Annotated in this window: 24 protein-coding genes, 1 tRNA gene and 2 pseudogenes; 21 read left to right on the forward strand and 6 right to left on the reverse strand. The window is 35.8% G+C overall.

Going from position 1 to position 25,548, the window contains the following annotated elements:
• Positions 1-79: 79 nt before the first annotated feature.
• Both odhB and odhA read right to left on the reverse strand, forming a co-directional pair.
• Positions 80-1,339, reverse strand: coding sequence for a 2-oxoglutarate dehydrogenase complex dihydrolipoyllysine-residue succinyltransferase (odhB, locus tag COE49_RS14000; RefSeq protein WP_098945932.1), 1,260 nt, complete (start codon positions 1,337-1,339; stop codon positions 80-82).
• A 130-nt stretch (positions 1,340-1,469) separates the two neighbouring features.
• Positions 1,470-4,337 carry a 2-oxoglutarate dehydrogenase E1 component gene (gene odhA, locus COE49_RS14005; RefSeq protein ID WP_098252423.1) on the reverse strand — a complete coding sequence of 956 codons (2,868 nt, stop codon included), beginning with the start codon at positions 4,335-4,337 and terminating at the stop codon, positions 1,470-1,472.
• A 717-nt stretch (positions 4,338-5,054) separates the two neighbouring features.
• Here odhA and COE49_RS28490 point away from each other — a divergent pair.
• The 6 genes and pseudogenes from COE49_RS28490 to COE49_RS14030 all read left to right on the forward strand — a co-directional run.
• Positions 5,055-5,123: pseudogene (locus COE49_RS28490) on the forward strand (permease); the annotation flags it as partial.
• 28 nt (positions 5,124-5,151) lie between these two features.
• The gene (locus COE49_RS14010; protein ID WP_001178300.1) at positions 5,152-5,334 is read left to right on the forward strand and encodes a DUF3976 domain-containing protein; all 183 of its coding nucleotides are present in this window, start codon (positions 5,152-5,154) and stop codon (positions 5,332-5,334) included.
• A gap of 133 nt (positions 5,335-5,467) precedes the next feature.
• Positions 5,468-5,830, forward strand: coding sequence for a hypothetical protein (locus COE49_RS14015; RefSeq protein ID WP_098357502.1), 363 nt, complete (start codon positions 5,468-5,470; stop codon positions 5,828-5,830).
• A gap of 16 nt (positions 5,831-5,846) precedes the next feature.
• Positions 5,847-6,047, forward strand: a pseudogene (locus tag COE49_RS28495) (hypothetical protein).
• Between the two features lie 81 nt (positions 6,048-6,128).
• Entirely contained in the window at positions 6,129-6,674 is a 546-nt protein-coding gene (locus tag COE49_RS14025) for a hypothetical protein (protein WP_140417400.1), read from the forward strand.
• Positions 6,675-6,832: 158 nt separating this feature from the next.
• Entirely contained in the window at positions 6,833-7,417 is a 585-nt protein-coding gene (locus COE49_RS14030; protein ID WP_140417399.1) for a DUF4878 domain-containing protein, read from the forward strand.
• A gap of 140 nt (positions 7,418-7,557) precedes the next feature.
• Here the strand turns inward: COE49_RS14030 and COE49_RS14035 are convergent, their stop codons facing one another.
• On the reverse strand, positions 7,558-8,415 hold the full coding sequence (locus tag COE49_RS14035) for a hypothetical protein (protein ID WP_098357501.1): 858 nt from the start codon (positions 8,413-8,415) through the stop codon (positions 7,558-7,560).
• Positions 8,416-8,723: 308 nt separating this feature from the next.
• Here COE49_RS14035 and COE49_RS14040 point away from each other — a divergent pair, with 308 nt between their 5' ends.
• Both COE49_RS14040 and COE49_RS14045 read left to right on the forward strand, forming a co-directional pair.
• The gene (locus tag COE49_RS14040; protein WP_098252421.1) at positions 8,724-9,377 is read left to right on the forward strand and encodes a hypothetical protein; all 654 of its coding nucleotides are present in this window, start codon (positions 8,724-8,726) and stop codon (positions 9,375-9,377) included.
• 251 nt (positions 9,378-9,628) lie between these two features.
• On the forward strand, positions 9,629-9,835 hold the full coding sequence (locus COE49_RS14045) for a hypothetical protein (protein ID WP_249278327.1): 207 nt from the start codon (positions 9,629-9,631) through the stop codon (positions 9,833-9,835).
• A 214-nt stretch (positions 9,836-10,049) separates the two neighbouring features.
• Here COE49_RS14045 and COE49_RS14050 read toward each other — a convergent pair.
• Positions 10,050-10,122, reverse strand: a tRNA-Val gene (locus COE49_RS14050).
• Positions 10,123-10,818: 696 nt separating this feature from the next.
• Between COE49_RS14050 and COE49_RS14060 the strand changes: the two genes are divergently transcribed.
• From COE49_RS14060 to calY, 6 genes are all read left to right on the forward strand, one after another.
• Positions 10,819-11,046 carry a hypothetical protein gene (locus tag COE49_RS14060; protein WP_071679315.1) on the forward strand — a complete coding sequence of 76 codons (228 nt, stop codon included), beginning with the start codon at positions 10,819-10,821 and terminating at the stop codon, positions 11,044-11,046.
• A gap of 153 nt (positions 11,047-11,199) precedes the next feature.
• Positions 11,200-12,486 carry a D-alanyl-D-alanine carboxypeptidase family protein gene (locus COE49_RS14065; RefSeq protein ID WP_088231378.1) on the forward strand — a complete coding sequence of 429 codons (1,287 nt, stop codon included), beginning with the start codon at positions 11,200-11,202 and terminating at the stop codon, positions 12,484-12,486.
• A 193-nt stretch (positions 12,487-12,679) separates the two neighbouring features.
• Entirely contained in the window at positions 12,680-13,249 is a 570-nt protein-coding gene (gene sipW, locus COE49_RS14070) for a signal peptidase I SipW (protein WP_088231377.1), read from the forward strand.
• A gap of 62 nt (positions 13,250-13,311) precedes the next feature.
• Positions 13,312-13,899 carry a CalY family protein gene (locus COE49_RS14075; protein ID WP_098840817.1) on the forward strand — a complete coding sequence of 196 codons (588 nt, stop codon included), beginning with the start codon at positions 13,312-13,314 and terminating at the stop codon, positions 13,897-13,899.
• A gap of 120 nt (positions 13,900-14,019) precedes the next feature.
• Positions 14,020-14,829 (forward strand): DUF4047 domain-containing protein, encoded by an 810-nt coding sequence (locus COE49_RS14080; protein WP_098840818.1) that lies wholly within the window; start codon positions 14,020-14,022, stop codon positions 14,827-14,829.
• Between the two features lie 351 nt (positions 14,830-15,180).
• Positions 15,181-15,774: a biofilm matrix protein CalY gene (gene calY, locus COE49_RS14085; protein WP_088231374.1), complete on the forward strand. Its 594-nt coding sequence runs from the start codon at positions 15,181-15,183 to the stop codon at positions 15,772-15,774.
• A 78-nt stretch (positions 15,775-15,852) separates the two neighbouring features.
• On the opposite strand, the gene COE49_RS14090 is transcribed toward calY, so the two are convergent.
• On the reverse strand, positions 15,853-16,176 hold the full coding sequence (locus tag COE49_RS14090) for a helix-turn-helix domain-containing protein (protein ID WP_088231373.1): 324 nt from the start codon (positions 16,174-16,176) through the stop codon (positions 15,853-15,855).
• Between the two features lie 90 nt (positions 16,177-16,266).
• Positions 16,267-16,401: an anti-repressor SinI family protein gene (locus COE49_RS14095; RefSeq protein ID WP_000276217.1), complete on the reverse strand. Its 135-nt coding sequence runs from the start codon at positions 16,399-16,401 to the stop codon at positions 16,267-16,269.
• 344 nt (positions 16,402-16,745) lie between these two features.
• On the opposite strand from COE49_RS14095, the gene inhA1 reads away from it, so the two are divergent.
• From inhA1 to COE49_RS14130, 7 genes are all read left to right on the forward strand, one after another.
• Positions 16,746-19,133, forward strand: a complete 2,388-nt coding sequence (gene inhA1, locus COE49_RS14100) for a M6 family metalloprotease immune inhibitor InhA1 (protein ID WP_098945933.1) — start codon at positions 16,746-16,748, stop codon at positions 19,131-19,133.
• A 273-nt stretch (positions 19,134-19,406) separates the two neighbouring features.
• Positions 19,407-20,774: an aldehyde dehydrogenase gene (locus COE49_RS14105; protein WP_088231371.1), complete on the forward strand. Its 1,368-nt coding sequence runs from the start codon at positions 19,407-19,409 to the stop codon at positions 20,772-20,774.
• A 253-nt stretch (positions 20,775-21,027) separates the two neighbouring features.
• Complete coding sequence (gene potA / locus COE49_RS14110) at positions 21,028-22,011, forward strand: spermidine/putrescine ABC transporter ATP-binding protein PotA (protein WP_088231370.1); 984 nt, start codon at positions 21,028-21,030, stop codon at positions 22,009-22,011.
• Complete coding sequence (potB, locus tag COE49_RS14115; RefSeq protein ID WP_088231369.1) at positions 22,008-22,856, forward strand: spermidine/putrescine ABC transporter permease PotB; 849 nt, start codon at positions 22,008-22,010, stop codon at positions 22,854-22,856. The genes potA and potB overlap by 4 nt, the downstream gene beginning before the upstream one ends.
• Positions 22,857-22,862: 6 nt before the next feature.
• Entirely contained in the window at positions 22,863-23,663 is an 801-nt protein-coding gene (gene potC / locus COE49_RS14120) for a spermidine/putrescine ABC transporter permease PotC (protein WP_088231368.1), read from the forward strand.
• 38 nt (positions 23,664-23,701) lie between these two features.
• A complete protein-coding gene (locus COE49_RS14125; RefSeq protein ID WP_088231367.1) occupies positions 23,702-24,751 on the forward strand; it encodes a polyamine ABC transporter substrate-binding protein in 1,050 nt (349 codons plus the stop codon).
• A gap of 59 nt (positions 24,752-24,810) precedes the next feature.
• Entirely contained in the window at positions 24,811-25,458 is a 648-nt protein-coding gene (locus tag COE49_RS14130; RefSeq protein WP_140417398.1) for a phosphatase PAP2 family protein, read from the forward strand.
• The last annotated feature ends 90 nt before the right edge of the window (positions 25,459-25,548 follow it).

Here is a 25,548-nt window from a genome sequence, read left to right on the forward strand (position 1 = left end):
TGTGATTTGTCCAGTATGAACGCAATAAAAAAGGCTGTAGAATGATTCATTCTACAGCCTTGAATAGACTTTTAGTCTATCAACCTTCTAATAATAATGATTTTGGATCTTCAAGCATATCTTTAACAGCAACAAGGAAGCTAACCGCTTCTTTACCATCAACAATACGGTGATCGTAAGATAAAGCAAGGTACATCATTGGGCGGTTTTCCATACGCTCATTATCGATTGCAACTGGGCGTACTTGGATTTTATGCATTCCTAAAATACCTACTTGTGGGCTATTTAGGATTGGTGTTGACATTAGAGAACCGAACACACCACCGTTTGTAATTGTAAATGTACCACCTTGTAGTTCTTTTAATGAAAGTTTGTTATCGCGTGCTTTCATACCTAAATTACGAATTTCGCTTTCGATTTCAGCGAAGTTTAATTGGTTAGCATCGCGTACAACTGGAACAACTAATCCATCTGGAGCTGCTACTGCAATACCGATATCATAGAATTTTTTAATGATAAGCTCGTCACCTTGAATTTCAGCATTTAATAATGGGAATTGTTTTAATGCTGCAACAACTGCTTTTGTGAAGAATGACATGAAACCAAGACGTACATCATGTTTTTTCTCGAAAGCATCTTTGCGCTCTTTACGTAATTCCATGATCGCACTCATATCAACTTCGTTAAATGTTGTTAACATTGCAGATGTTTGTTGAACTTCTACAAGACGTTTTGCAATTGTTTGACGGCGGCGGGACATTTTCACGCGCTCAACTGGTTTTTCGAATTCAGTTTTTGCAACTGAAGCAGGAGCTGGACTTTTTGGAGCAGCTGGTGCTTCTTTTGGTGCTGCAGCATGAGCTTGTACATCGTGTGGTCTCACACGTCCAAGTGGATCTGTGCTACGTACGTCGTTTAAGTCGATTCCTAATTCACGAGCCATTTTTCTAGCAGCTGGTGATGCGATAGGACGGTTTGTATTTGGTAAACCTTGTAGAGTTGCAGTTTGTTCAGCACTTGGAGCTGCTGCTTTCGGTGCTTCAGCTGTTTCTTGTTTTGGTTGCTCAGCAGGTGCTGCAGGTGTACTTACTGCAACTGGTGCTCCGTTTGCATCTAAAATTGCGATAGTTGCGCCAACTTCAACTGTATCCCCAGGTTCGCCTAGTAATTTCGATACAATACCTGAATCTTCTGCAATGATTTCTACATTGACTTTATCAGTTTCAAGCTCAACAACGCTGCCACCTTTCTCAACTTTGTCGCCTACGTTGATAAGCCATTGTGAGATAGTTCCTTCTGTAATAGATTCTGCAAGCTCAGGTACTTTAATTTCGATCATTTTAAATGTCCTCCCCTTATTTGCCTAACGGTGTGTTTTTTCTTCTTTTGTCTTCGGTAATCTCCATTTGTTAGCCTGACCCTGGGCAGATATTCTGCCCAAGGCAAGCTAGAAACCTTCATTCTTACTTTTAGTTGCTGTAAACTTCAATTTCTTGTTTATCTTGACGGAAGTTATACTTCACATCTAAAGCATGTGCAACAATTAGTTCTTGCTCAGCTTTATGAGCGAATGGATCGCCACCAGATGGGCTAGAACGGTCTGGGCGTCCAATGTAACCTGTTTTCACTGTATCTCCAGCTAGTTCGAACAGAATTGGAGCCATGTAATGCCAAGCGCCCATATTACGAGGTTCTTCTTGAACCCAAATGATTTCTTCTAAGTTTTTAAAGCGTTTAATAATAGATTGAACTTTCTCAGCAGGGAATGGGTACAATTGTTCAATACGAACAACATGAACTTCATCTAAGTTGTATTCATGTTTACCAGACTCGATTTCTGCTGCTAAGTCAATCGCCATTTTACCTGTACTTAAAACAAGACGTTTTACTTTGTTTGGTTTCATGCCAAGGTTTTCTTGTTCTAAAGCAGGTTGGAAACGTCCTTCGCTTAACTGACTAGCAGTTGAAAGCGTAAGTGGGTGACGTAATAAACTCTTCGGCGTCATAAGTACTAATGGTCGAACAGCTTCTGTTCCTAAGATAGATGCTTGACGACGTAAGATATGGAAGTACTGTGCCGCGCTCGTTAAGTTTGCAACTGTCCAGTTGTTCTCAGCAGCTAACTGTAAGAAACGCTCTGGACGTGCGCTAGAGTGCTCTGGTCCTTGACCTTCATAACCGTGTGGTAATAGAAGAACTAAACCAGATTTTTGACCCCATTTTGCTCTTCCAGCTGAAACATATTGATCAAATAATGCTTGCGCAGTATTTGAGAAGTCACCGTACTGTGCTTCCCACATAACAAGCGTTTCTGGAGCGAATACGTTATAACCGTACTCGTAACCAACAACAGCAGCTTCTGATAACGGACTGTTATGAACAGAGAATGAAGCGTTAATGTTTGGTAAGCGATGTAATGGTGAATATGTTTCATTTGTATCCGTATCATGTAATACGATATGACGGTGCGCGAATGTACCACGCTGTGAATCTTGACCAGTTAAACGAATTGGCGTACCTTCTTGTAAAATAGAAGCGAATGCTAATGACTCAGCAAGTGCCCATTCAATTTTACCGTTCTCTTCTAGAGCATCTTTACGGCGCTCTAGAATTTTCTTCACCTTCGGATATACGTTAAATCCTTCTGGCCAAGATAATAAACCTTCATTAATTGCACGAAGTGAATCAAGCTCAACACCAGTATCGATTGGCTGAATGCCTTTTGCAACAACATCTGGTACTTTAACGTGAATCGTTGCATCGCTCGTATCAGCTGGTGGTACTTGTGCATAGTCAGATTTTAATTGTTCTTGTATAAACTGTGTAATCGTTTCAACCTCATCTGCATTTAGAACACCAGCAGCTTGTAATTGATCTGCATAAATTGCTCTTACAGTAGGATGGTTTTTAATTTTTTTGTATACTTGTGGTTGCGTAACTGCTGGGTCATCCATTTCGTTATGACCGTAGCGGCGATAACCAATTAAATCGATCAAGAAGTCTTTTTTGAACAACATGCGATATTGGATCGCAAGGTTAGCAGCAGCAAGACAAGCTTCTGGATCATCAGCGTTCACGTGAACAATCGGAATATCGAAACCTTTTGCAAGGTCACTTGAATATTTCGTAGAACGAGAATCATAGCTATCAGTCGTAAAACCAACTGCATTGTTTGCGATAACATGAATTGTTCCGCCCGTTTGATACGCGTTCAATCTGCTTAAGTTCAACGTTTCAGATACAATACCTTGACCAGGGAATGCAGCATCACCATGAACTAAAATTACGAATGACTTTGAAGTATCTTGTTCTGGAAGACCAGATTTTTTACGGTTTTCTTGAGCTGCACGTGCGAAACCTTCTACTACAGGATTCACGAACTCAAGATGACTTGGGTTATTTGCTAATGTAACGCGAGTACTAACTTCTTCTTTACTAACGACTTGTTCTCTACCTAAATGGTATTTCACGTCGCCAGTCCAGCCAGAATTTGCTACTGCGCCTTCTATTTTTGCATGTTTGAACTCAGCAAACATGTGACTATATGGTTTTTCTAATACGTGTGCAAGTACGCTTAGACGACCGCGGTGAGCCATACCAATCATGACATCTTCTACGCCGCTCTTAGCACCTTCTAGAACAATCTCATCTAGAACAGGTACAAGCATATCAACGCCCTCGATAGAGAAACGCTTTTGCCCAACGAATGTTTTATGCAAGAATTGCTCGAAACCTTCAACCGCTGTTAAACGTTTTAAAAGAGCAGTTCGTTTTTTATTTGATAGTGGTTGACGCAATGAATTTGATTCCACCATTTGATGCAACCACGCGCGTTCTTCACTATCTTGTATATGAGAAAATTCATAAGCTAAAGATTTTGTATAAACGTCTTTTAATCTATGAATTACATCAAGTGCAGTGTGAATACCTTCTGGTGCATCTTGCCATACTGTTTTTGCTGGAATCGCTTTCAAATCAGCATCGCTAAGTTCGTTCATTGCTTTCTCAAGAAGAGATTGTCCATTTGCAGCATCTTCCATCGGGTTGATGTGAGCCAACGTATGCCCGAAAGAACGAATCTGCTCAACAAGTTGAACGACTTTAAGAATTTTTTCAATGTTCCCTGTGTTTTGAGGAGAAAAATGTGTTGCTGTGTTGTCCCCTGTTACGACATCATCTTGAAACGAAGGAGCTCCAAAAATTTCAAAAAGCTCTTGTAATTCCGGATCAACAGAACCTGCTCCAGTTACGTAAAGATCATACTGCTCAATAACATAACCAAGGTTCGGACCGTGGAACTTGGCCCAAGGGTTTGTCGTTGTATTCTTCCTCGTCATTTGTTTAAACCTCCCAATGCATATAATCCTTTTCCATACAAAGGTGCATTTTGCTCTTTTTCAATAATTGATTAACTAATAAATAATGTAATTGTTTTCTTTACTCTTATGTTATTACAATAATTTACATAATACCAAACACTATTACTTATCTGTTTTGTAAAAAAACATTCACAATAACTTATCACCCAAGTTAATCTTTCATGTTATAAAGTAATTTTACAGAAAAATGGGGTGGATATATTTGGTATACCTATACTAATAACTATAATTGTTGCATTTAAATATAGGTATAATAGTTAGAATGTTTCGATAAAATGTAGTTCGAATTATGTATATTGAAATAATAAGCGCTTTCATTGATATTATACAACAATATAACGGAATATAGTATAAAAAATAAAAAATTATGAATTTATCGTAAACTTTATTTCGATAGTGTTAAATATCGAAAGGAAAACGAAGGATTTCTACAAAAAAAGTGGCTAAACATAAAAAATGCTCCATAACCCGTTAGTTTCTATCAATATGCCGAAAAACAACGTAAAACCAATAACGCATTTTATGAAATAAAGAGGAGAATGGAATACTTTAAAAGGATAAAACAAATATGGAGATATTAAATTTTCACAAAAGTGGGGAGGGGATATAGTAACGGATATATACATTGTTCCATGTTTCGTTTCAAAATAGACATGCTGAAAATGAAAAGTTTCTTCTATATTTATGGCACTCACAATGAGTACCGTCTTTATCTCATTTGTTGTTTTGGCAAAAAGATATTAAGATGGAAAAGAGAAAGGAAGATTAACATATGCAAATGATGTATGCTTTTGGCATTGGGCTTGTATTATTTTTAGCCGTATTCTTATTTATTCGTAAAGACGTTCAAGGCGGGACGTTAACGAAAAGAGGATTTTATAAAATGATTGGCTGTTTAGTTGTTATGTTTATAGCGATTATCGTAATGATCGTTTTAATAAATCAGTCACTGTAACATTGAAAAATGGAACCTTACTTATGTAAGGTTTTTCTTTTTGAAAACAAAACAAAAATTACCATAAAAACAATTTACTATCTATATCCTATATTATATAATCCAATAAAATGATAGATAAGGAGAATAGTATATGAATAAAAAAGCTATCTTCTTTATAGGAATAGGTCTACTACTTATAGCTAGTATCACTTATATAATATGTAACAAACGAGAACAAGTACCACCTATATTAGTATGGAACGAACAAGAATACTACGTTACGGATGAACCTGCCGAAGCAGAAGAAGTCGGACAAAAACTTGGCGAGGTAACAAAGAAAATTGAAACGAGCAAACAGCCTACTAAAGACAGTGAGTCCAACATATTACAAGAAAAAACAGAAGTATTTGAAATGATTGTAGAAAAAGAGGAGAAAAGACCACCCATAATCGTAAAAGAGCCTAATAGTGAAGAATATAGAGTAGCAAGGCCGATGCTAAAGCAAGTATTATAATGAAAAGGAGACTTATATGCAGGCAGTAATTTCATATCCGTGGTCGTTAAGGGAAATATTTGTCTTTTTCCTGTGCTTTATCATTCCTCCTATCGGTGCTATTTACATTTTGATGAATAGAGAGGCGCTGCAAAAGAGAGACTTCATTTTATAGGTAGCGGGGCATGATCTACTTAGCTTAATTGTTATTATTTTTTCGAATATGAATAAGAGATAACCCAGTAATCTTAAAGTTGCTGGGTTTTATTTTGCTATTTATAATGAAGAAATAAATTTTTCATAGAGAGTAGTGAGCGGTATGAGATGGAAAGAGGGAACTTTTGAAAAAATAGAAACAAATGAATTATCTATTGAGCAGCTTATAAACACATTTAAGAAACAAAATTTAAATGGTGGAGCGGTAATAAGCTGTTTTAAAGTGCATAACGAAAATTTTTTCAAAGAAATACCACATGGAGAAGATGGACACGAGCACTTTTTCAGAAGAATCTTCAACTCTTTAGATATAATACATAACTTAGAAGAGTTACAAATACATACATCAGACAAATATAAGTTTCGTTTTAAAGAGCAGCTGGCAGTCATGCTTGATGGTAGCATTGCCGCTCAAATTTTATGGGGCGGAGCGTACGAAGAATTTAAGGGAAGACCAGTTATCGCAAAGCAATTAGCAGTTAATGTATGCCAATACATGTTCCAAGATCGATACGAAAATATTAAAGTGTTCGAAAGCTACCGCCCTTGGACAGATTGGTTTTACGATGTTGCGTGGGATGTTACTTGGATGGTTTTAGATAGTAAGGAGCGTAAATTGTGGTTAATTTGTGCTACGGATACGGATTGATAGAAGAGGAGCCTTGTAGGAATGCTGCAAGGCTCTTTTTATTTTTTGAAGGAATAGAAAACAAATCATATAAATGATATGTCGAAAAATGTTTTTAATGTAAGTTTTATACTATTGTATAGTGCTGGATTACTAGAAAAGATAAGAGGAGAATGAACGTGAAAAAGATAAAGAAATTATTGCTGCTAATGATGGTAGTAGGATTAACAGTCGGTGTTCTAGCAGGATGCGCAAAGCCGAAAGCTACTGTTGAAGAATTTTTAACAGCGTTACAAAAAGGTGATATAGACAAGGCTCGTACATTTGTTGTAAGTGAAAAAGAGTTCAGTAAACTAAATGAAAAAACAGAAGACGCTGAAACAAAAGCAATGCTAAGCGCAATTACGAAGAACTTTAAATTTGAAAAGCTAGAAGAAGTATCAAAAAACGATGATAAAGCAGAAGTGAAAGTAAAAGTAACATCTGCCGATCTATCCGTTGCCGTAACAAAAGCAATGGGAGAAGTTATGCCAATGGCCTTCGCTAGTGCCTTTAGCGAAGATAAAGAGCAATCTGAAAAAGCAATGACATCAGCTATCATCAAACACTTATCAGATAAAGATGCAATAATGGCAACTCGCGAAGTTACATTGAATTTAAAGAAAGATAAAGATGGTGACTACAAAATCGTTGGTGATGATAACTTACAAGAAGTGTTGTTTGCTAATGCGAAATCTTTGGAGAAGATGTTTGGTGGGAAGTGATTGAGTTCTTGTAAAAGAGTGATAGTTATACAACGTTAGAGTGAGAATTTGAAAGTAGTAAAAAAGATGTCAGCATTTGCTGGCATCTTTTTTATGTAATTTATAAAAATGTGGTTATAAAGAGTGATTAAAGTTTCACTTTATTTGCTTGTATATACTATGTTCCAAGAATATTCAAGATTTTCGATGTTTGTTTCAGCTTTTTGATAATCTTCTGTAGCTGATTTTAAGAGATATTCATAATCCAGTTCACTGTTCTCAGTATTTCCGTCAAATTGTTTCATCATTTTAAGTTGCTTCTCAAGAGACGATTTTAAATTATTGATAGATTCACCGATTAATTTAAATTCTTTATCAGAAAAGGAATTGGGATATTTACTAAAGTTTTTTTCTATTCTTTGTATAGTTGGATACGTATACTTCTCAATACTTTCAATACCCTCTCGAGCTTGCTTAATAATCTCGGCTTCAGGCGAGGATTTATCTATAGAAACGAGTGTTGCCAAATCGTTATTGCTGTGGCTTAAGTTCACTTCATCTAAAATATTGTGGAAATCGTCCATTAGTATAGCCTGATAAATAACGTTTCCGCTTGTAAGGTTTTTATTCGCTCCGGTTGCTTCTTCATTTGAAAAGGAAGAAACTTTCTTTTTTATATCCATAATTTTATTTCGTAATGATTCATTATCATTTACTAGTTTTTCATGTTCCATTCCTACTGTGATTGCTAAAAGTTGAAGGTCAGATGCAATGTCAGGGAAATCTGTAGCTTCTATCCATCCTGATTTTTGTGATGCTTCATCGATTTTTTTAGAGACAGCATCAGCTTTCGCAATAAGAGCTGCTTTAATATCCTTTGTATTTTGTGTCTCTGTTTCAGTGTTTGTTGCTTTTACCGTGGTGGAATGTGTCGATGATGCTCCATTACTACATCCGGCTATTCCTGAAGTAATAGTAAGTGCGATTAATGCGATAGATAAATGTTTTTTATGTTTCATGTTCCGTTGCTCCTTATGTGTAGTTCTATGCTGTGATTGTAATGGAAAGTTTTGGAATCTTATCCGTTAAAATATAATAACATTACTTATTTATATTAACTATAGAATGTTAGTAATCGGAAAAGAAAAAATTTGTATATAAGGAGGTGTGCTTGCGATATGGATAGTAGTAAGTGTGGTCATAAAATCCATTCAAGACGGGAGAGAAATTAGTGAGATATCATATCGAGAATCTTACATTTTTCAAGTTATAAATGCTTCGGAAATATGATATATTAATATGATGAATTTAATTGGAGGAATAAATTATGAAAATTGTAAAGTCAAAGAAGTTATGGATTACTTTAGCAGTAATCGTTGGATTAGTAATTTCATATTCAATTGGCGCTAGTGGAGCCAAGGTTGCTATCGAGAAAGAAAAGGTTACATATGAAGAGGCGAAAGCGAAAGCAGAAGAAAAAGAGAATGAATTAAGTTACACGAAGAGCAAAGTCAAAGAAGGTATTGATGCAGAGCAAAAGAAGCTTGCTGACAAAAAAGTTGAAGTAGAAGAGACTTTGGCTCTAGTGGCTAATAAGAATCAACTAACATCAGAAGTTGATAAACTAGGTAAAGATGTAGAGGCTAAAAAGGGAGAAGTAGGAAAGTTGGACGGGGATATCCAAGCTAAGACGAGCGAACTACAGAAACTTACAGAAGGCGTTAAGGCTAAGCAAGAAGAACCTAGAATGCTAGGTGCAGGTGAATATATCGTGGGTAAAGATGTTCCTGCTGGTCGATATAAGGCTACGGCAGTAGGTCGTGGTAGTAACTTTGTTGTATACGATAGCAAGAGTGGTTCAGCAGCAGTAAATACAATTCTGGGCAATAGTTCGGTAGGTCGTGGAGATTATACTTTCTTTACTGGCACTGGTGATATTATCAAGACAGCAGAGCAAGTTAAACTTATTCCAGTTGAATAAGTTTAGAGAAATACTGGAAAGAAAGATTTAGAAAGCCTTCTAAAGCAATTACAAGAAGCTAAAGCTAAGAAAATCGATCACAAATGCAGTCATATTTGTGAGTATCGTAGGCTTTATAAGAGTAATAAATAATAAGATAGACAACAGGTGTAAATATAATCATGAAAAATTGGATAATCTGAGCGGTAATTTTTTACGTACATTCAGCGGTACTGCTATATAAGGGAATTGACAAAATTGAAGGGTATTATATGGCTAGTGAATATAGTGAGTTAAATAAACACGTTTATGTGGGAGGAGACGCGTACAACTACATTATTAACTCGAATCTACTTACAGCGTTCTTTGTACTTAGCGCAGCATTCTTTATCGCAGGGACTCTTTTAATCGCTACCGGATCGATCATTAAGGCTATTAAGGAAAAGCAAGTAACTACTAATAATAATATAGAAATTTGATAGTGTCCCCTTTAAGTAGGAAGTTTAAAAGAACTACACTATTACTTGGAGGGGATTTTTCGTGTCTAATAATACATACTCAGAAGAATTAAAGCTATTTAAATGGAAAAGAACGTAGTAATAAGGAAGTTATTGTAATGTACTGCCAGTTCTGACGGTTAAATCATCGTAAAAATAGCGATCAATCAGTTGATAGACCCCCATTTTTACGATATGACCCCGGAGAGGCTCGAACTCACGACCTCCACCCTGTCAAGGTGGCGCTCTCCCTGCTGAGCTACGGGATCTTCAAAAATGATTATGTATTTGCACTTTTAATCACTATGTTAAAGCAATTATATATAATTAACTGAAAATTTACAATATTTTTGTGTAGTAAGTTTTTAAAGAGGGAGTGTAATAGAAAATAGGTTTTATTTCAGAGGGATATTAGTATGTATGTTTTTATATTTAATAAGTAGAAGATGCTGGAGTGCTATGATTTCCGATACCAATCCAAAGGCCCTTCATCACTCAAATCAACTAGAAAAGGGAATAAGAAGTGTAGAGGTAAGCTTATAAACTCTGGCATAGCGTTCAATGTTTTCTTTGATAAATATTGTCTTCCAAAACAATATGGACAATCTTTTCAAATGTTACGAGTATTGACCATACTTCTTTTACTTTTCACTTCGTTTTACAATACGTACAGATAGCCATGGAGTTCCTCCTCATTTTAAGTTGTTTTCTAATATATTCCATCTTGTTGTGCTAAAGTCAAGTATATTTGGTGTGATAAAATGTAAGTTGTTTTGTTTTATATGGATCTATTTGGTGATTTATGGCCGATTGTATGCCGTATGACAGTTATGTAGGATAAGAGATTTCCACTTTCAATATCCAAATTGGCCAATATATCCTTTTTACAATTTACTTAAAATCATGTATAACAGAGATACAAGATTATTTTATAAATATTCAGGAGTAGAGGGAGAAAAGTTGTAATGGTGAGAAAAACGTTCAAGATGCGTGTGTCTAGAAATAGAACGATTTCGATTAATGGTTCGATTCTTGATGTGGATGTTACACATGATGAGTTTTTGCAAGAGTTTGTTGAGTGGGTGGATTCTAAAGGTTGGTCGTTTATGGGGATGACGGATGAGATTACGCTTGAGGAAGCTAGTCAAAATTTAATAGATTCGTTGATTGATGAGAAGGATAAGAAAGAGTAATTCCTTCTTATTTTTATTGTATATTTATGTCCTTTATCGTAAAAGTATGATATAGTAAAAAATAGTGAATATTCTTCCAATTTAATACAAATTACATAAAGATTGGTGGATTCATATTTTTGTTAGGGGAGTAAATTGAAAAGGGAGAGTCATATGGTAAATTTTAAGAAGATTTTGGCTTTTATTACAGTTATTTGTTTATTTTTTTTGACACCTATGACATTATACGCTGAGACGAATATTGGAGTGAATCCAGAACAAGTGGCACCACCACCTGCGGAAGGGCCAAATGTTTTTAGTCAGTTTGCAGCTACGATTGATGCGAAAACGGGAGATATGTTGTATGACAAAAACGCACGTCATCGTGCATTTCCTGCTAGTATGACGAAAGTGTTAACAGCGATTTTACTTATGGAGCATACGAAGCCTGAGGATCAATTTACGTTTTCACAATTAGCATTAGATCAGGAGAAGAGTAATTATCAAATTGAGTTTCAACCTGGTGAGACGATTGACCGCAATACGGCGCTGATGATTTTAATGGTGCTGAGTGCGAATGATGTGTCATATGCGATTGCGGAGCGTATTGGCGGGAGTGTTGAGAATTTCGCTAATATGATGAATGAAAAAGCGAAGCAATTAGGGGCTACAGATAGTCATTTTGTAACACCAAATGGTTTGCATGATCCAAATCATTATACGACGCCATATGATATGGCTATGATTACGAGAGGTGTGCAACAGTATCCTGAAATTTTGCAAGCGATGAATACGAAAAGAACAAGCGTTACGACATCTAGGCAGACGGTTTCTATTTTTAATAAATCTACTTATTTTGAAAATCCATATAGTATTGGTGGTAAGACGGGTTTTACGAATGAAGCACGTAATACACTCGTTTTATTAAATGAGAGAGATGGAAATCGTATTATAAATGTAGTAATGGCTTCTCAAAGACCTGAAATTTATGAAGATTTAAAGCAGATGGCAGAATATTCTTTCGGGCAATTTGTGAAGCAAACGGTGCTAGATAAACAGAGTTGGCATCAAAAGACAACGTATTTAAATAAGGATATTGATAGCGAACTTGAAAAAAGTGCAGAGCTTATGCTTAAGAAAGATGAAGGGAAAAATGTGAGAACTATTTTCCGGGCAGCTTCATTAGACAAAGATTCTTTGTATCATAAGGGGATCCATCGTGGTGAGGTAGTTGGTGCAGTTGATATTACGAAAAATAATCAAACAATTGCGACGATAAATGTTCTTTCAAAGGAAGATGTTACTTTTGCGATGCCTCAAAAAGATACAGTTGCGCCGGAAGCAAAGGAATCAAATGTGAAAGTGATAAGTGTTGGGATAGGCGCGATTGTATTATTTGGAGCGATTTTATATGTTGTGTTGCGCCGAAATAGGCAAGGGATAAAATTAGAAGAAAAGTAAAAAAGTATGAGGACTGTGAAGAGATTTCGTCACAGTCTTTTTTTTATGATTAAAAAGAGAGTTAACTAATAATTGTAAATTTTCTTATTGCAATTATATAAAGTTCATTATATCATTTACTTGTGTTCTTGTTAAAGAACGAAAGGTGTTACATATTTTAAATAATATAAAACAACGGAGAGGAAGAGAGACGATGAAATTCGTTTGGAAGATTATTAGCAACGTTATCTCATTTGTTTTATTTGCATTGATGGTTTTTTTAGCTTTTATAGTTATTTCGTCAAAGGCGAGTGGTGGGGATCCGACAGTGATGGGATATCAATTTAAATCCGTGCTATCAGGCTCGATGGAACCAACATTTTTAACAGGGTCAATCATCGCGATAGAGCCAACGAAAGATGGTTCTAAATATCAAAAAGGTGATGTGATTACCTTTAAAGAGAAAGATGGAAAAATTATCACTCACCGTATTATCGGTGTGAAAGATACAAATGGAAAAGTAATGTATGAAACAAAAGGGGATAACAACAACGGGCCAGATTTAGAGCCAGTGCTTGCGGAGAATGTAATTGGGAAATATGCGGATATTACAGTTCCTTATGTAGGGTATGCATTAAATTATGCTAGTTCAAAGGCTGGGGCTGCATTGCTTCTTATTATTCCAGGAGTCTTTTTACTAGGCTATTCTGCGATTTCTATTTTTAGTGCAATTCGTAGCATCGACGGAGAAAAGAAAGAGAAAAAAGTAGAACAATCCGTCTAGTGTGTTTGGTTATACTTTCCGTTTAGGAAGTTGACAAATATATAAATTAAGGGGATATGGACATGACTTTAAAGAAAAAATTAGGAATGGGTATCACATCAGCAGTACTAGGAGCAGCGTTAGTTGGTGGAGGAACATTTGCATTTTTCAGCGATAAAGAAGTGTCAAACAATACATTTGCGGCTGGTACGCTTGATTTATCATTAAATCCATCAACAGTTGTTAATGTATCAAATTTAAAACCTGGGGATACAATCAAAAGAGATTTTAAACTAGAAAATAAAGGTTCTTTAGATATTAAAAAAGTTTTACTAAAAACGGATTATAGTGTAGTAGATGCAAAAGGCGACAATAAAGAAGATTTTGGTAAACATATTAAAGTAACATTCTTAAAAAATGTAGATAAGCATGAAACAATTGTAAAAGAAACAACACTAGATAAGTTGAAGGGTGACACGCTTACAGCGGTTGATAATGATTTAGCAGCTTGGTTCTGGGATGAAAAAGGTATTTCTGCAGGTAAATCTGATAACTTTACAGTAAAATTCGAGTTTGTTGATAATAAAAAAGATCAAAATGAATTCCAAGGCGATAAATTAAAATTGGATTGGACGTTTGATGCACAACAAACAGCAGGTGAAGAAAGATAATAATAAAAAAGGGCTATCAAATGGATAGTCCTTTTTCTATTTTTCTAGTATATAGCTATCATTTTGTAACGTTCTTTATTATAATAAAGATAATGTTCTGTATAAAGAACGTAACGTTCGATGGGAGAGATTAAGATGCTGAAAAGACCGCGTAATTTAAAAAAGATGCTTATATTGCCGTGTATGTGCTCTATTACGTTTTATTTAGGATCTCAAATCATGACGCATACGGAAGCGGCGTTCATTCATGAAACGAAAGTAGAAGCGACCCTTTCTACAGCAATTATATTTCCGAAAACAGTAAATACGTTTAAAGAACAGGCTGAGCAACATAAACAGTTTATTGAACATGAGTATGGGGCGATGAAGGAGAAATTAGCAGTGACTTCTATTGAAGAAATAGAACAGGCAATTACTGTATGGCAACAAGGACGTGAGAAAATTGTTTCTGAGAAGGAAGCACTGCAAAATGTATATACTGAAATAGAAGCTCCTTACAATCAAATACAGGAAGAATTAAAAGTGAATAAAGATGAGTCGATTCAGCAAGTAGCTTTATATGTGAATGAAGGCTTTCATAGTATAAAAGATAAGCGTGATTATATTGAGAAAGAAATTAGTTTGCAAGCTATTGATGAACAAATTCAGGCTCTGCACCAACAATTAAATGATGCGATAGAAGCAGAGAAGCAAGCAGAAGAACAGAAACAAGCAGAAGAGCAGAAGAAAGCAGAAGAGCAGAAAAAAGCAGAAGAACAGAAAAAAGCAGAAGAGCAGAAAAAAGCAGAAGAGCAGAAAAAAGCAGAAGAGCAAAAACAAGCAGAAGAGCAAAAACAAGCAGAGGAACAGAAACACGTAGAAGAGCAGAAACAAGTAGAAACAGCTAAAAAGCCTGAGCAAGGAACCAATGAAAAGATTACTATCAACTAATCAAGAGAAACAATTGAAGGATAGGGTTGTGGTGTCAGAGAACGCATTAGAACAACTTGGTGATCGTCATGAAAAAGAATACTATATAGGAGTGTGAGGGAGTATTTGCCCTCGCACTTATTGTTTATGTGTGAGTATAAACAGAAAAGTCAGAATAATATTGAGAAATAAAAATAACTGAAAATATTAATAAATATGTGTTGTATTTATATAGTTTTGTTCGTTATAATGAACTTAAGGTTTTTAAAAAAGAACAAATGTTAGCTTAGCTAATATAGTTTTAGTTACACCTCTTATTTATATAAGAGATAGCAATATAAAAATACAAAAAACAGCTAGGGGGAATTGATTGTGAGTCTGAAAAAGAAATTAGGTATGGGAGTTGCATCAGCGGCACTGGGGTTATCTTTAATTGGTGGAGGAACATTTGCATTCTTTAGCGATAAAGAAGTATCAAACAATACATTTGCAGCTGGGACGTTAGACCTTACATTAAACCCTAAAACGCTTGTAGATATTAAAGATTTAAAACCAGGGGATTCTGTTAAGAAAGAGTTCTTATTAAAGAACGACGGTACGTTAGCGATTAAAGACGTTAAATTAGCGACAAAGTACAAGGTTACAGATGCAAAGGGCGATAATGCTGGTGAAGACTTTGGTAAGCACATTAAAGTGAAATTCCTTTGGAACTGGGATAAACAAAGTGAGCCTGTATATGAAACAACTTTAGCAGATTTACAAAATGTGGATCCAGATGTTTTAGCTAAAGACATCTTTGCTCCAGAGTGGGCAGAGAATGGTGGTCTAGCACCGAATTCAGAAGACTACCTATGGGTACAATTTGTATTCGAAGAGAATGATCAAGACCAAAACAAATTCCAAGGCGATTCATTGAACTTAGAATGGACATTCAACGCAAGCCAAACAGATGGCGAAGAAAGATAATAAATCAAAAAGCGGGTACCCCCCGCTTTTTTGTATAAAGAAAAAGAAGTGCCAGTTGTAAGCACTTCTTTCTATGTATTATTTGTGATCTTGCTTCCATTTTGTAAATTCAAGAAATTCGCGAAATTGTTCTTTGGAGACACCGGAGTTCATCGCATCTTTAACGAGCTGTGTCCATTCGGAGTCTAGGTTGGTTTCCTTTGTTGTTTCATCGTGAAGTAAAGTATCAATTGGAATTTGTAGAACTGCTGCGATTTTTTCAAGAAACTGAATGGAAGGGTTTTTTTGCAAATTTCGTTCTATAGAACTAATGTAAGATTTAGCAACACCAGCTTTTTCGGCAAGTTCAGTTAATGAAATACCTTTTTGTAAACGAAGGCGTTTTATACGTTCTCCAATCATATTTGCGCACCTTTCTATCAATATGTAGTCGTCTTAGGGTGTCATTATTATAACATTATTATAGCATAAACTTCGTTAAAAAGAACAAAGCTATTGAGCCTGACTTGATGGCTTCATACGTTGGAAAAAGTGTTCAATATCTTGCAGGGCGATACCAGCATCTAGAGCTTCAAGTATTAGATCAATCCACTCTTGGTCCAGTGCGTCTGTCTTATCTTTGTACAAGTGAAATACCTCCCTAATTATCGGTCATAATTGTTGCTACAGAATAAATGATAATGAATCGAATTTTGTATTTTATGTATCGGATTATCAAATATTGTGTAGATAAAACAAAGATAAACTCCCCATTAAACTCCCTCAATGGTAATTATTATAAATTGTTCGATAAATATTTTCAATATTTTCAGAAAATATTGTTGAATTGTGATATATTCGTATATTAACTATGAAATTTTTACAAATATATTAAAAAAATTACATAATATAACTAAATATTGAAAAAATATTGAATTTTTAATAAAATTCAATTTGTAATACATATTATTTATTAGGGGAGGAAATAAGGGATGAAAAAGAAACCATTTAAAGTGTTATCATCAATTGCTTTAACAGCTGTTTTAGGTATTTCATTCAGCGCTGGTACCCAATCAGCATATGCTGAAACGCCTGTGAATAAGACGGCTACGAGCCCAGTTGATGATCATTTAATTCCAGAGGAGCGTTTAGCAAATGCACTAAAGGAACGTGGGGTAATTGATTCGAAGGCTTCAGAGACAGAAACAAAGAAAGCCGTCGAAAAATACGTTGAGAACAAAAAGGGTGAAAATCCTGGGAAAGAAGTAATAAATGGGGACCCACTTACGAAAGATGCATCAGACTTTTTAAAGAAAGTGAAAGATGCGAAAGCAGATACGAAAGAGAAGTTAGACAAACCTGCAACAGGGACACCTGCAGCAACAGGCCCAGTTAGAGGCGGACTAGATGGTAAAGTACCAACTTCTCCAGCAAAGCAAAAAGCATATAACGGTGAAGTTCGTAAAGATAAAGTACTCGTTTTACTTGTAGAGTACGCTGATTTCAAACATAACAATATCGATAAAGAGCCTGGTTATATGTATTCTAACGATTTTAATCAAGAACACTATGAAAAAATGTTATTCGGTAACGAGCCATTCACATTAGATGATGGAAGTAAAATCGAAACGTTTAAACAATATTATGAAGAGCAATCTGGTGGTAGTTACACTGTAGATGGGACAGTTACAAAATGGTTAACAGTTCCTGGTAAAGCTGCTGATTACGGTGCAGATGCTGCTACAGGCCATGATAATAAAGGACCAAAAGGACCACGTGATCTAGTAAAAGATGCATTAAAAGCAGCTGTAGATAGCGGTCTTGATTTATCACAGTTTGATCAATTTGATCAATATGATGTAAATGGCGATGGAAATCAAAATCAACCCGATGGTTTAATTGACCACTTAATGATTATTCATGCGGGTGTTGGACAAGAAGCTGGCGGCGGTAAATTAGGTGATGACGCAATTTGGTCACATCGCTGGACTGTTGGACCAAAACCATTCCAAATTGAAGGTACACAAGCGAAAGTTCCATATTGGGGCGGAAAGATGGCAGCGTTCGACTACACAATTGAACCAGAAGATGGCGCGGTTGGTGTATTCGCACATGAATACGGTCATGATTTAGGTCTTCCAGATGAGTATGATACACAATATACCGGTAACGGTGAGCCAGTTGAAGCTTGGTCTATTATGAGTGGCGGAAGCTGGGCTGGTAAAATCGCAGGAACAACGCCAACGAGTTTATCACCACAAAATAAAGAATTTTTCCAAAAAACAATCGGTGGTAACTGGGCAAATATCGTAGAAGTAGATTACGAGAAATTAAATAAAGGTATCGGTCTAGCAACATATTTAGACCAGAGTGTTACGAAATCTAACCGACCAGGTTTGATTCGTGTAAACTTACCAGATAAAGATGTAAAAACAATTGCACCAGCATTTGGTAAACAATACTATTACAGTACAAAAGGTGACGATCTTCATACGAAGATGGAAACACCACTGTTTGATTTAACAAATGCAACGACTGCAAAATTTGATTTCAAATCATTATATGAAATTGAAGCAGAGTATGACTTCCTTGAAGTACACGCTGTAACAGAAGACGGTACACAAACGTTAATTGAAAGACTTGGTGAGAAAGCAAATAGTGGAAATGCAGCTACGACAAATGGAAAATGGATTGATAAATCATATGATTTAAGCCAATTCAAAGGTAAGAAAGTAAAATTAACATTTGATTACATTACTGATGGTGGTTTAGCGTTAAACGGATTCGCTCTTGATAATGCGTCATTAACAGTAGATGGTAAAGTTGCATTCTCTGATGATGCAGAAGGTGCACCACAATTCAAATTAGATGGTTTCGCTGTTTCTAACGGAACAGAGAAGAAAGAACATAATTACTATGTAGAGTGGAGAAACTATGCTGGTTCAGACAACGCATTGAAATTTGCTCGTGGTCCACAATATAACACTGGTATGGTTGTATGGTATGCGGATTCAGAGTATACAGATAACTGGGTTGGCGTACATCCAGGACACGGTTTCCTTGGTGTAGTTGATTCTCATCCAGAAGCTATTGTAGGAACTTTAAATGGTAAACCGACAGTTAAGAGTAGTACACGATTCCAAATCGCTGATGCGGCGTTCTCATTCGATAAAACGCCAGCTTGGAAAGTTGTATCTCCAACGCGTGGAACGTTTACGTATAATGGCTTAGCAGGTGTACCGAAGTTTGATGATTCTAAAAAGTATATTAATGAACAAATTCCAGATGCAGGACGTATTTTACCGAAGCTTGGTCTGAAGTTTGAAGTAGTAGGACAAGCTGATGATAATTCTGCAGGTGCTGTTCGTTTATACCGTTAATACTGCAAAACTACCGGAAGATTTTCTTTCGGTAGTTTTTTGTGAGCAATGAATTTTATTAAAAAGAAAAAATTATATATAATGTAACTTTACGAATAAAAAAGTTCTATATAAATAATGAAAGAATTGGATAAAGTGAAATTTTAATCAGGGGTTATCCCGATTGATTATTCGTTCGGCTCTCGTCTAACTTCCTTGCGTTCGCTGGAGTTTGAAGTGAGAGTCTTACTGCCCGTTAATAGCGGGATAAAACTAGTGGGAGAAGGTGAATGGATGAGCATTTCTTCTATTGTAAATAAACAAAAGAAATATTTTTATAATGGACATACAAGAAGTATAGAAACAAGAAAAATTAATTTGAAGAAGCTTTATGGTGGCATTCAGCGTTATGAAGATGAGATATTTCAAGCATTGAAATTAGATTTAAATAAGTCAGTTCACGAATCGTTTACAACAGAAATAGGATACGTATTAAAAGAAATTTCTTTTCAATTAAAACATATTTCATCGTGGAGTAAACCGAAGCGTGTTCGAACAGCACTTACTCATTTCGGATCAAAGGGGAAAGTAGTACCAGAACCGTACGGTGTGACACTGATTATTGCACCGTGGAACTATCCATTTCAATTAGCAATTGCACCACTTGTAGGAGCTCTGGCAGCTGGCAATACAGTTGTTTTAAAGCCATCAGAGTTAACGCCAAACGTTTCAAAAGTACTTGCGAGAATAGTAGAGGAATTATTCCCAGAAGAGCTTGTAGCAGTAGTAGAAGGTGGCGTTGAAGAGAGTACAGCTTTGCTGAAGGAACCATTTGATTATATTTTCTTTACAGGTAGTGTTGGCGTTGGGAAAGTTGTAATGGAAGCAGCAGCGAAACAGTTAACGCCGCTTACGTTAGAACTTGGCGGAAAAAGCCCATGTATTGTACATAAAGATGCAAAAGTAGATGTAACCGCAAGACGAATTGTTTGGGGCAAGTTTTTAAATGCTGGACAGACGTGTGTAGCGCCTGATTATATGTATGTTCATTCTTCCGTGAAAGAACAGTTAATTGAGGCACTGAGACATGAAATTACAGAGCAGTATGGAAAAGAGCCACTTAATAATGATAACTACGTACGAATTGTGAGCGAGCGTCATTTTGAACGATTATGTACATTTTTGAAAGATGGTAAAACTGAAATTGGCGGAAATTATAAAAAAGAAACATTACATATTGAACCAACAGTAGTAACAAATGTTACATGGCAAAGTACTGTTATGGAAGATGAAATTTTTGGACCGATCTTACCAATTATAGAATATGACAAAATAGAAGATGTCATTGACACAATTCAGCAACATCCGAAGCCGTTAGCTTTATATGTATTTTCTGAAGATAAAGAAGTACAAAAGAAAGTGACTAGTAATATTTCATATGGTGGAGGCTGTATTAATGATGTTGTCTATCATCTAGCAACGCCATATTTACCTTTTGGAGGCGTCGGAAGTAGTGGATTAGGTAGTTATCATGGTGAAGAAAGTTTTCGGACTTTTTCACATTATAAAAGCATTTTAGTCCAATCTACAGCATTCGACATGAAAATTCGTTACTCTTCTACAAAAAGTGCTTTAAAATTCATACGAAAGTTGTTAAAATGATGATGGTGTTTATCAGTAGGCGTAGCCGTATGATAATAGCCCCTTCGCAATGGAAGGGGTTTTTCTGTTCGACGTTATGTATCGTGCGAAAATGAATCAAACATACTACATAAAGAATAGAAGCGAACGCTTGTTAAATAATCATTTTTGTTTGGATCGAAACAAAACAAAACAAAACAAAACATAGTCTATAGAATATAAATATTTATTCATAAATATAAAAATTAAAATTTAAGGTAGATAGGACGGGAAAATGAAAAAGATTATTAAAGTTGAAGCAGTAGAAAAACATTTTGGAAATCAAGTGATTATCCCACCTCTTTCTTTAGATATTAAAGAAGGAGAATTTTTAACAATTTTAGGACCGAGTGGTTGCGGGAAAACGACGTTACTTCGTATGATCGCGGGTTTTGAAACGCCAACTAAAGGGAATCTTTTATTAGATGATGAAAAAATTAACGATTTGCCGCCATATAAGCGTCATATGAACCTAGTGTTCCAACATTATGCATTATTCCCGCATATGAGTGTGGAGAAAAATATTTGTTTCGGTATGAAAATGCAGAAAGTACCAGCAGCAGAGCAGAAAGAGCGTGCTGAAGAGGCAATGCGTTTAACGCAGTTACTTGAGTTTCGTAATCGTAAACCTTCAAAGCTTTCTGGTGGACAGCAGCAGCGTGTAGCAATTGCGAGAGCGATTGTTAATAACCCACGCGTATTATTATTAGATGAGCCACTTGGAGCACTTGACTTTAAGTTACGAAAAGATTTGCAACGTGAATTGAAGAACTTGCAGCGTAATTTAGGAATTACGTTCATATACGTAACGCACGATCAAGAAGAAGCGATGAGTATGAGTGATCGTATTGTCGTTATGAATAAAGGACATATTGAACAAGTCGGTACGCCGAAAGAAATTTATAATCAACCGAAAACATTGTTCGTTGCGACGTTCATCGGTGAAAATAATATCGTGAAAAATGGGGAAAGCTACGTAGCAATTCGCCCTGAGAATGTAAAGGTTCGTTCGGTTGAAGAGCCAATTTTAAAAGAATACCATCTTGGACATATTGAAGACATTGAGTTTGTTGGAAATATGGAAAAGCTTTATGTACGTGATGAGAGAACATCAGAATTACTAATGGCGTATCAAACTGCTGAAGAAGTAGCACAGTGGAGCATTGGAGATAATGTATATGTAGGCTGGGAGCAAGAGGACGAGGTGACCTTAAATTGAAAAAAGGGAAATTACTCGCATTACCTACAGTCGTATGGCTGTTACTCTTCTTCCTAATTCCACTTCTGTTCGTACTTGCATTTGCCTTCATGCAGCGCGGAGCATACGGGACAGTGGAAATGAAGTTTACATTAGATAACATCGTGCGCGTGTTTGATCCGTTATATATGGGGACGTTATGGGAAACGGTGAAAATTGCGGTTATTACGACAGTACTTTGTTTAGTAATTGGTTATCCATTTGCCTATACAATTACAATTGTTGATCGTAAATATCGTTCTATCCTTTTATTATTGGCAACGATCCCGTTCTGGATTAACTTCCTTGTTCGTTCATACGCATGGATTGTCATTTTACGTTCACAAGGTCTTGTAAATACATTGTTATTGAAATTAGGCATTATTAGTGAACCTTTAAATTTATTATATAATACACCTTCTGTAATACTCGGAATGGTATATTCTTTATTACCATTTATGATTTTACCAGTGTATGCGGCAATTGAGCAGCTGGATAAGCGTAAGCTAGAGGCAGCTTATGATTTAGGAGCAACACCAGCAAAGGCATTTTGGAATGTAACAGTACCGATGACGATGTCAGGGATTGTTACTGGTTCTATTTTAGTATTCGTCTCTTCTATCGGAATGTTTGTTGTATCAGACGTTATGGGTGGATCGAAAGTAGCGTTAATCGGAAACGTAATTCAAAATCAATTCTTAGGCTCGCGTGACTGGCCGTTTGGTTCCGCGTTATCTCTGATTGTTGTTCTATTCTCTGTTCTGTTAATTTACTTATATTATCGTGCAACGAAAATATATAAATATGATGGAAACGGAGGGGAATAGGCAAAGATGAAGAAGTTTTTAGTTTCTTATTCTTGGTTAATTTTATTGTTTTTGTATTTTCCAATGCTGGTTTTAATGGTATATTCCTTCAACGATTCGCGCATTAATGCGGAATGGGAAGGCTTTACATTCCATTGGTATACAGATTTATTTCAAAAACAAGATGTTATTGATGCGTTTATAAATAGTATGACGATTGCAGTTATAACAACGGTTGTAACGACAATTCTTGGTGTGTTTTTTGCGATTGCCTTACATCGTTATAAATATCGTTTTGAAGGGGCAATTAATGGTCTTGTATACTTACCCATTTTAATTCCTGATATTTTAATGGGATTATCTTTACTAATCTTATTTAGTCAATTAGGTATGGAACTTGGACAAGTAACGATTATTATTGCGCACATTACATTTAGTATTTCATTTGTGGTTGTTATTTTAGCAGCGCGTCTTTCTAGTATGGGACGTGATTTAGAAGAGGCTGCAAATGATTTAGGAGCAACACCGTGGCAAACGTTTCGCTATGTAACATTTCCAGCAATTGCGCCGGGAGTTGTTTCGGCAGCATTATTAACATTCACATTATCAATTGATGATTTTGTAATTAGTTTCTTCGTATCAGGACCAGGATCAACAACATTGCCATTATACATTTACAGTATGGTTAAGCGCGGAGTATCACCTGAAATTAATGCCCTTTCTACAATTTTAATTGTCGTTATCGTAGGATTAATGGTTCTATCTGAAATCTTCCGTAATAAAGGTGCAGATGGTGAAGAAAACTCTGGAGGACACCTTCCTTTATAATACGAATGATATAGAAAGTACGAGGAGGTAATAAACCGATGAAATTAGTGAAGACATTAGCTGGCGCAGCTATTAGCTTTGGTCTTGTTGCAGGTGTACTTGCGGGCTGTGGTGAGAAGAAAGAAGAACTAAACATTTATAGTTGGGCTGATAACTTTGATGAGCAAGTTTTAAAAGATTTTGAAAAGAAGTATAACGTGAAAATCAATTATGATAAATATGCAAGTAATGAAGAAATGCTTGCAAAATTACAAGCTGGTGGCGCGACGTATGATTTAATTCAGCCATCTGATTACATGGTAAAAACAATGGCGAAGATGGACTTATTAGAGCCGTTAGACAAGAAGAACATCCCGAACATTGAGAACCTTGTTTCTAACTTTAAAACACCTGCGTTTGATCCAGAAAATAAGTATTCTCTAGTATATACTTGGGGTGTAACAGGCATTGCATACAATAAAAAGTATGTGAAAGAAACACCTACAAGCTGGGCAGATTTATGGGACGAGAAATATAAAGGGCATGTTACTTTATTAAACGATTCTCGTGAAGTGCTAGGAATGGGACTTAAAAAGAATGGATTCTCAAATAGCACGAAAGTTGATGCAGAGTTAAAGACAGCGTCAAATGATTTACAGAAGCTACTTCCAAACTTATTAGCATTCGATACAGATAATATTAAACAAAAATTCATTACAGAAGATGCTTGGATTGGAACTGTATGGTCTGGAGATGCAGCATTTATCGCGAAAGACAATAAAGATGTAGGATACGTTGTACCAAAAGAAGGCGGCACAATTTGGGCTGATACGTTAGCAATTCCAAAAGGTGCGAAACATAAAGAACTTGCAGAGAAGTTTATGAACTACTTATTAGATGAAAAAGTAAGTGTGAAAAACTACGAGTCAATTGGGTACAGTAATCCGAATGAAAAAGCTTATCCTCTTCACAGTAAAGAATATCGTGAGAATCACATGATTTTCTTAACGAAAGAAGAATTAGATCGTACAGAATGGCTTGTTGATGTAGACGATAAGTTAAAAGACTACGATCGTTACTGGACAGAGTTAAAAACAAAAGGTAAATAAGTAAGGAAATGCGGTTTCTAAAGTAGAAATCGCATTTTTTCATAGTAGGAGGAACTCGTTTGAAGAAGAAGTTACATCAATATGAGATAATGTGTATCGGTTTATTACTTGCTGTATTTAGTATTATTGCTTGGCGCGTACATGCAGGTGGCGTTACAGTGATGGATACATATGTCCATGGATTGGTAAAAGGGTTACAGACAGAAGGCTCACTTACATTTTTCTCATATTTTACAAAGATGGGATCTGAGATTGGGATCATAACTACGCTCGTTATAAGTTTGCTCGTTTTTTGGAAGAAGCGTTATTATGCTGCGATGATTGTGTATCCAGTAGGTATTTTAGTAACGCATCTTGTGAATAAAGGGATTAAAGAAATTGTGAAAAGGGACCGTCCGTCATTAAATGAAGCGCTAGATGCACTTGGATATAGTTTCCCTAGTGGGCATGCAATGCTATCCATTATGACATTCGGATTTCTTGCTTATATCATTGCTGCAAATTTGAAGAGTGTAACGGGGAAATATGTCATAACGATTTTGCTAAGTATATTAATCATATTGATTGGATTAAGTCGAATTATTTTAAATGTACATTATCCAACTGATATTTTAGCTGGTTACTGTTTCGGTGGCATTTTATTAATTATAGCAATTTATTTTCATCGCTTGCTTACCGAAAGGCTTGGGCTTAATAACGAGAGATAGAAAAACGTCTAAAAAAACTANNTAGTTTTTTTAGACGTTTTTTGTTTATGTGAAGATGTGATACAGTATAAATGACAATTGAATTTTTTA

Source organism: Bacillus sp. AFS029637 (assembly GCF_002584985.1).
In the GTDB taxonomy this organism is placed as follows: Bacteria; Bacillota; Bacilli; order Bacillales; family Bacillaceae_G; genus Bacillus_A.

Excerpts from the sequence above, each read along its gene's own strand:
- COE49_RS14045 (WP_249278327.1), top strand. The coding sequence starts at position 9,629 with ATGGCTAGTGAATATAGTGAGTTAAATAAACACGTTTATGTGGGAGGA.
- COE49_RS14075 (WP_098840817.1), top strand. The coding sequence starts at position 13,312 with ATGACTTTAAAGAAAAAATTAGGAATGGGTATCACATCAGCAGTACTA.
- COE49_RS14060 (WP_071679315.1), top strand. The coding sequence starts at position 10,819 with ATGGTGAGAAAAACGTTCAAGATGCGTGTGTCTAGAAATAGAACGATT.
- COE49_RS14035 (WP_098357501.1), bottom strand. The coding sequence starts at position 8,415 with ATGAAACATAAAAAACATTTATCTATCGCATTAATCGCACTTACTATT.
- COE49_RS14010 (WP_001178300.1), top strand. The coding sequence starts at position 5,152 with ATGCAAATGATGTATGCTTTTGGCATTGGGCTTGTATTATTTTTAGCC.
- COE49_RS14015 (WP_098357502.1), top strand. The coding sequence starts at position 5,468 with ATGAATAAAAAAGCTATCTTCTTTATAGGAATAGGTCTACTACTTATA.
- COE49_RS14080 (WP_098840818.1), top strand. The coding sequence starts at position 14,020 with ATGGGAGAGATTAAGATGCTGAAAAGACCGCGTAATTTAAAAAAGATG.
- inhA1 (WP_098945933.1), top strand. The coding sequence starts at position 16,746 with ATGAAAAAGAAACCATTTAAAGTGTTATCATCAATTGCTTTAACAGCT.
- potA (WP_088231370.1), top strand. The coding sequence starts at position 21,028 with ATGAAAAAGATTATTAAAGTTGAAGCAGTAGAAAAACATTTTGGAAAT.
- sipW (WP_088231377.1), top strand. The coding sequence starts at position 12,680 with ATGAAATTCGTTTGGAAGATTATTAGCAACGTTATCTCATTTGTTTTA.
- potC (WP_088231368.1), top strand. The coding sequence starts at position 22,863 with ATGAAGAAGTTTTTAGTTTCTTATTCTTGGTTAATTTTATTGTTTTTG.
- COE49_RS14090 (WP_088231373.1), bottom strand. The coding sequence starts at position 16,176 with ATGATTGGAGAACGTATAAAACGCCTTCGTTTACAAAAAGGTATTTCA.
- COE49_RS14040 (WP_098252421.1), top strand. The coding sequence starts at position 8,724 with ATGAAAATTGTAAAGTCAAAGAAGTTATGGATTACTTTAGCAGTAATC.
- COE49_RS14105 (WP_088231371.1), top strand. The coding sequence starts at position 19,407 with ATGAGCATTTCTTCTATTGTAAATAAACAAAAGAAATATTTTTATAAT.
- COE49_RS14025 (WP_140417400.1), top strand. The coding sequence starts at position 6,129 with ATGAGATGGAAAGAGGGAACTTTTGAAAAAATAGAAACAAATGAATTA.
- odhA (WP_098252423.1), bottom strand. The coding sequence starts at position 4,337 with ATGACGAGGAAGAATACAACGACAAACCCTTGGGCCAAGTTCCACGGT.
- odhB (WP_098945932.1), bottom strand. The coding sequence starts at position 1,339 with ATGATCGAAATTAAAGTACCTGAGCTTGCAGAATCTATTACAGAAGGA.
- COE49_RS14125 (WP_088231367.1), top strand. The coding sequence starts at position 23,702 with ATGAAATTAGTGAAGACATTAGCTGGCGCAGCTATTAGCTTTGGTCTT.
- COE49_RS14065 (WP_088231378.1), top strand. The coding sequence starts at position 11,200 with ATGGTAAATTTTAAGAAGATTTTGGCTTTTATTACAGTTATTTGTTTA.